This window comes from Roseibium sp., assembly GCF_050301095.1.
Taxonomy (GTDB): Bacteria; Pseudomonadota; Alphaproteobacteria; order Rhizobiales; family Stappiaceae; genus Roseibium.
In genome coordinates, this window is sequence record NZ_JBNKYW010000141.1 from 1 (window position 1) to 6,290 (window position 6,290).

5 protein-coding genes are annotated in these 6,290 nt (G+C 60.3%); all 5 read left to right on the forward strand.

The window, feature by feature from the left end; all coding sequences use genetic code 11:
* Nucleotides 1–1,416 (forward strand): NADH-quinone oxidoreductase subunit L (nuoL, locus tag ACQY7U_RS13205; protein WP_428645144.1); only part of this gene is annotated, 1,416 nt, incomplete at its 5' end.
* A complete protein-coding gene (locus tag ACQY7U_RS13210; RefSeq protein WP_428645145.1) occupies nucleotides 1,416–2,942 on the forward strand; it encodes an NADH-quinone oxidoreductase subunit M in 1,527 nt (508 codons plus the stop codon). The genes nuoL and ACQY7U_RS13210, both read left to right, overlap by 1 nt.
* 23 nt (nucleotides 2,943–2,965) lie before the next feature.
* Nucleotides 2,966–4,405 (forward strand): NADH-quinone oxidoreductase subunit NuoN, encoded by a 1,440-nt coding sequence (nuoN, locus tag ACQY7U_RS13215; protein ID WP_428645146.1) that lies wholly within the window; start codon nucleotides 2,966–2,968, stop codon nucleotides 4,403–4,405.
* 8 nt (nucleotides 4,406–4,413) lie between these two features.
* The gene (locus ACQY7U_RS13220; protein ID WP_428645148.1) at nucleotides 4,414–5,187 is read left to right on the forward strand and encodes a biotin--[acetyl-CoA-carboxylase] ligase; all 774 of its coding nucleotides are present in this window, start codon (nucleotides 4,414–4,416) and stop codon (nucleotides 5,185–5,187) included.
* 102 nt (nucleotides 5,188–5,289) lie between these two features.
* The coding region (locus ACQY7U_RS13225; RefSeq protein ID WP_428645150.1) for a ribonuclease J at nucleotides 5,290–6,290 on the forward strand (1,001 nt) is incomplete at its 3' end.

Consider the following 6,290-nt stretch of genomic DNA (forward strand, 5'->3'; position numbering starts at 1 on the left):
GATGCGCCGTCCTTTATCCAGGGCCATGACGAGGTGATGACCTTCCTCGGCTATCACCTGGATCCGCATTCGGCGATGACCATCGTCTGCCTGCTTCTGTTCATGGGCGCAATGGGCAAGTCGGCGCAGTTCCTGCTGCACACCTGGCTGCCGGACGCGATGGAAGACCCGACGCCGGTTTCCGCGCTTATCCACGCCGCAACCATGGTGACCGCGGGCGTCTTCATGGTCGCGCGCCTGTCGCCGCTGATGGAACTGTCGCACACGGCCCTGAACGTGATCGTCTTCTTCGGTGCGACCACGGCCTTCTTCGCCGCGACGGTCGGTCTCGTGCAGAACGACATAAAGCGCGTGATTGCCTATTCGACCTGTTCGCAGCTGGGCTACATGTTCGTCGCGCTCGGGGTCGGGGCCTATTCGATCGGCATCTTCCACCTGTTCACACACGCCTTCTTCAAGGCGCTGCTGTTCCTGTGCGCCGGCTCCGTTATCCACGCGGTGTCGGACGAACAGGACATGCGCAAGATGGGCGGACTTCGCAAGCACATCCCGATCACCTACTGGACCATGATGATCGGTACGCTGGCGCTCACCGGTGTCGGTATTCCGTTCACCCATATCGGCTTTGCCGGCTTCATCTCCAAGGATGCCATCATCGAGGCGGCGTTCGGCGGCTCCATGGGCGAGCACGCCAACCCGATGGCGCTCTACGGCTTCTGGCTGACGGTGATTGCCGCCGCCCTGACGTCATTCTATTCCTGGCGCCTGACCTTCATGACCTTCCACGGCAAGCCGCGTGCGCCTGTCGACGTCATGAAGCACGTCCATGAAAGTCCGCTGGTCATGACCGTACCGCTGTTCATTCTGGCTGTCGGTGCGACCCTTGCCGGGATGATGTTCTACGGCTCCTTCTACGGTGAAGGCTACGATGCCTTCTGGAACACGGAGCTTACCGGGGCATTTCCGTCTCTCGAAAGCAGCCATGTCCTGCACGCCATGCATGACGTGCCGGGCTGGGTGAAGGTTTCGCCCTTTGTGATGATGGTTCTCGGCTTCCTGGTCGCCTACCAGTTCTACATCCGCTCGCCGGAAACCCCGAAGCAGCTGGCGGAGCGCCATTCCGGGCTCTATCAGTTCCTGCTCAACAAGTGGTACTTCGACGAGCTTTACGACTTCATCTTCGTCCGTCCTGCCATGTGGCTCGGCCGGGTCCTCTGGAAGAAGGGTGATGGCACCGTGATCGACGGCTTCGGGCCGAACGGTGTTGCCGCGCGCGTCCAGAACGTGACCGCCTGGGTCGTCCGCCTGCAGACCGGATATCTCTATCACTATGCATTTGCGATGCTGATCGGTGTGGCTGCGCTCATCACGTGGTCGATGTTTACCGGTGCGGGCACCGGCGGGGGTGCACACTAATGATTGACTGGCCTATTCTGTCACTCACAACCTTTATGCCGCTGCTTGGCGTGCTCTTCATCTTGCTGGTTCCCGGCGACGATGAAGGCAGCAAGAGGAACATCCGGATGGTCGCCCTGGTGACCACCTCGGTCACCTTCCTGCTGTCGCTCTTCATCTGGGGCAGCTTCGACTACGACAATCCCGGGTTCCAGTTCATCGAGCAGCGTGACTGGCTCGGCAGCAACATCAGCTACCGGATGGGGGTCGACGGTATTTCGGTGCTGTTCGTCATCCTGACCACCTTCCTGATGCCGTTCTGCGTCCTGGCGTCCTGGGAGAGCGTGCAGAAACGCGTCAAGGAATACATGATCGCGTTCCTGGTGCTGGAAACGATGATGATCGGCGTGTTCTGCGCGCTCGATCTGGTCGTGTTCTACGTTTTCTTCGAAGCCGGCCTCATTCCGATGTTCCTGATCATCGGCGTGTGGGGTGGTGCGCGGCGCGTCTATGCGTCCTACAAGTTCTTCCTCTACACGCTGCTCGGGTCGGTTCTGATGCTGATCGCGATCATGGCGATGTACTGGAACGCGGGCACCACGGATATCGAGCAACTGCTCGTCCATGGCTTCCCGGCAGAGATGCAGACCTGGCTGTGGCTTGCCTTCTTTGCCTCCTTCGCGGTGAAGATGCCGATGTGGCCGGTGCATACCTGGTTGCCGGACGCGCACGTGGAAGCTCCGACCGCAGGGTCGGTCATCCTGGCCGGCGTGCTCCTGAAGCTTGGCGGTTACGGCTTCCTGCGGTTCTCGCTGCCGATGTTCCCGATCGCGTCCGATATGTTCGCGCCGTTCATCTTCACGCTTTCCGTCGTCGCGATCATCTACACCTCGCTGGTGGCGCTCGCGCAGGAAGACATCAAGAAGCTGATTGCCTATTCGTCGGTGGCGCACATGGGCTATGTCACCATGGGCATGTTCACCATGACCCAGCAAGGCGTGCAGGGCGGCATCTTCCAGATGCTGTCTCACGGCATCGTCTCCGGCGCACTCTTCCTGTGTGTCGGTGTGATCTACGACCGGATGCATACGCGTGAAATCACCGCATATGGCGGCCTGGTGAACCGCATGCCGAAATATGCGGTTGTGTTCCTGATCTTTACGATGGCCAACGTCGGCCTTCCGGGTACTTCCGGGTTCGTCGGGGAAATCCTGACGCTCATGGGCGCGTTCCAGGTCAACACCTGGGTGGCCTTCTTTGCCACCACCGGTGTGATCCTGTCGGCAGCCTACGCGCTTTATCTCTACCGCCGGGTCGTTTTCGGCGCGCTGGAGAAGGAAAGCCTCAAGTCGATCCTCGATCTGGATCTCCGCGAGAAGGTCATTCTGGTACCAATGGTTTTGCTCACGATCTTCTTCGGGTTCTATCCGATGGCGATCCTGGACGTGACCCAGGGAGCGGTCGACAATCTCATCAATCAGTACACTGCGGCGCTTGACGCGGCTGGCTTGACCCAGCATGCAGCAGCGGCCGCCGTGGCGCACTAAGGTTTCGAGGACGAGACAGAGCTATGTCAGACTTGACCCAACTGCCAGATCTGAGGCCGGTCCTGCCGGAGATCATCCTGGCCCTCGGAGCCATGGTCCTCCTGATGATGGGAGCATTCGGCGGAAAGCGCGTGACCTACGCCGTTTTCGGTGTCGCCATGGGCTTGCTCGGCGGTGCCTTCCTGGTGCTGCTGCTTGCGCCGACCTTCAGCCAGACTTTCGGCGGTTCCTTCATTCTCGATGATTTTGCCCATCTCCTGAAACTGCTGGTTCTGGTGGGCTCGTTCTTTGCCATCGCCATGTCCTGGGCCTATGCAAAAAGCCAGTCCTTCGACCAGTTCGAGTATCCGGTCCTGATCGTGCTTGCGACGCTCGGCATGATGCTGATGCTGTCGGCAAACGACTTGATCGCTCTCTACCTCGGTCTGGAACTGCAGAGCCTTGCGCTCTACGTCGTTGCGGCGATCAACCGCGACAGCGTCCGGTCCACGGAAGCCGGCCTGAAGTATTTTGTTCTGGGTTCGTTGTCCTCCGGCATGCTGCTTTACGGCATGTCGCTGACCTATGGTTTTACCGGCCATGTCGGGTTTGCCGAGATCGCCGAAGTGCTGTCGCATGAAGGCGCGTCCATCGGTCTTATCATCGGCCTGACCTTCATCCTCGCCGGCCTTGCCTTCAAGATTTCCGCGGTGCCGTTCCACATGTGGACCCCGGATGTCTACGAGGGCGCGCCGACACCGGTCACCGCCTTCCTGGCAGCTGCGCCGAAAGTGGCCGCCATGGGCATGCTGGTGCGGATCGTCATCGAAGCCTTCCAGCCGGTTACCAGCGACTGGCAACAGATCGTCGTCTTCGTCTCGATCGCGTCCATGGCACTCGGTGCCTTTGCCGCCATCGGGCAGCGCAACCTGAAACGACTGATGGCCTATTCCTCCATCGGTCACATGGGGTATGCGCTGGTCGGTCTTGCCGCCGGAACCCAGACCGGTGTGGAAGGCGTGATCTTTTACATGATGGCCTATCTCGCCATGACCCTCGGCGTTTTTGCCTGCATTCTGTCCATGCGCCGCAAGGACGGAATGGTTGAGGAAATCAGCGATCTTGCCGGCCTGTCGCAGACCAATCTGCCGATGGCGATCCTGCTCGGTCTTCTGATGTTCTCTCTTGCCGGTATCCCGCCGCTGGTCGGCTTCTTCGGCAAGTGGTACGTCTTTGTCGCCGCTGTCGAAGCAGGTCTCTATCCGCTTGCCATCATCGGCGTTCTGATGTCGGTGGTTGGAGCCTACTATTACCTGCGCATCGTCAAGGTAATGTTCTTCGACGAACCGGTTGAGGCCTTTGAAAAGATGCCGATGGAGCTGAGGGTCGTTCTGGGCCTGTCCAGCCTCTTCGTCATCTTCTTCTGGCTGGCACCCGGCTACGTGGTGAACGCGGCGAGTGCGGCAGCACAGTCGCTGTTCTGATCAGCCGGATGAGCGATCAGCCCCATGAACGTCCGGCGCCCGGTGCGCCGGACTTTCGCGTTGAAGAACATGAAAGTGTCGGTTCGACGAACTCGCTGTGTTTCGACAGGGCGCGCGGCGGCCACTCCGGCAACCTGTGGATTCGCGCGGGCATGCAGACCGAGGGGCGGGGCCGACGGGGGCGAGACTGGGAATCTCCTTCCGGAAATCTCTTCGCCAGTCTGCTGCTGATCGACCCGCAACCCTCGGAGCGGATCGGCGAACTTCCGCTCGCGGCGGCCGTCGCCCTGGCTGATGCCGTTGACAAGGCGGCCGGAACACTGCAACTGGTTTCGTTGAAGTGGCCGAACGATCTTCTGGTCGACGGCGCAAAGCTCTCCGGAATTCTGCTGGAAGCGGAAATACTGTCCGACGGACGACAGGCGGTTGTTCTCGGTTTCGGTGTGAATTGCGTGTCTCATCCGCCCCTGTCGCTTTATCCGGCTACGGATCTCAGAAGCCTCGGGTTTCAGGTTTCCGCAGAGAGGCTGTTCGACGTTCTGCCCGGCATTCTGGCGGATCTGCTGGCGGCGTGGCGGCAACCGGGCGGTTTTGGCACCATCCGCCGTTCCTGGCTCAGCAGGGCGGCGCATCTGGGCAAACCGATCACGGTCAAGACGGCCCAGGAAGACATATCGGGCATTTTTGCCGATTTGGACGAACGCGGCCATCTGGTATTGAAACAGGACGACGGACGCCAGCGGACGATCTATGCAGGCGATGTGTTTCTGTCCGGAAACTAGGGTGGGTTCGGCCGGTCTGGCGTGTGCCAGGTCGAAACGCCGGTCGCACGCGAGGAAGTCGACGCAGAACAACGCCGGCACAACGTTTTGAAGGAGCAATCCATGGCTTCGGCCAAAAAGGATAATAACGACATCGTATTTCTGCCGTTGGGCGGTGTGGGTGAAATCGGAATGAACCTCGGTCTCTACGGCTACGGTCCGGAAGGGAACCGGACGTGGCTGATCGTGGACTGCGGCGTAAAATTTGCCGGCCCCGAGTTGCCCGGAATCGATGTCATCGTTCCCGACATCAAGTTCCTGGAAGACGAGGTCGACAACATTGCCGGTATGGTCATCACCCATGCCCATGAAGACCATTACGGCGGCATATTGCATCTGTGGCCTTATCTGAAGGTTCCGGTCTATGCCACGGCCTTCACTGCGGGACTGCTCGCGGCCAAGGCGGAAAGCGAAGCGGGCTCGGAGGATGTGCCCGTTACGGTCGTCAAACAGGGTGAGCGGCACAAGATCGGGCCCTTCGATGTCGAATTCGTTGCCATGGCCCATTCGATCCCCGAACCCTGCGCGCTGGCGATCCGTACGCCTGCCGGCATGGTTCTGCATACGGGCGACTGGAAGGTCGACCTGACGCCCGGTGTCGGTCTGCCGATCGACATGGATCGGCTGGCCGAACTTGGCCGGGAAGGGGTGATGGCACTCGTGTGCGACAGCACCAATGCCATTCGCGACGGCGTCAGTCCGAGCGAAGCGGATGTTGCGGAAGAGCTGAAAAAAGTGATGGCAGGTGCCCGTCACAGGGTGGCCGTGACGACCTTTGCGTCCAACGTTGCCCGCATCAGGGCGATCGCGGAAGCCGCCGCCGCCAACAAGCGCGACATCGTGGTGGTCGGACGGTCCATGCACCGTGTCATCGAGGTGGCGGGAGAACTCGGTTATCTGGAAGGGCTGCCACCGTTCCACGACGAGGAAGCCTACGGGTACCTGCCACGGGAAAAGACCGTTTTGCTCTGCACCGGGTCGCAAGGCGAAGCAAGAGCCGCGCTGGCCCGTATCGCAGCCGGGGATCACCGAAATATCGCACTTGCGCAGGGCGACATGGTGAT

Bases quoted from the DNA above. Each gene is read 5' to 3' on its own strand.
- ACQY7U_RS13210 (WP_428645145.1), top strand. From the start codon at position 1,416: ATGATTGACTGGCCTATTCTGTCACTCACAACCTTTATGCCGCTGCTT.
- nuoN (WP_428645146.1), top strand. From the start codon at position 2,966: ATGTCAGACTTGACCCAACTGCCAGATCTGAGGCCGGTCCTGCCGGAG.
- ACQY7U_RS13220 (WP_428645148.1), top strand. From the start codon at position 4,414: ATGAGCGATCAGCCCCATGAACGTCCGGCGCCCGGTGCGCCGGACTTT.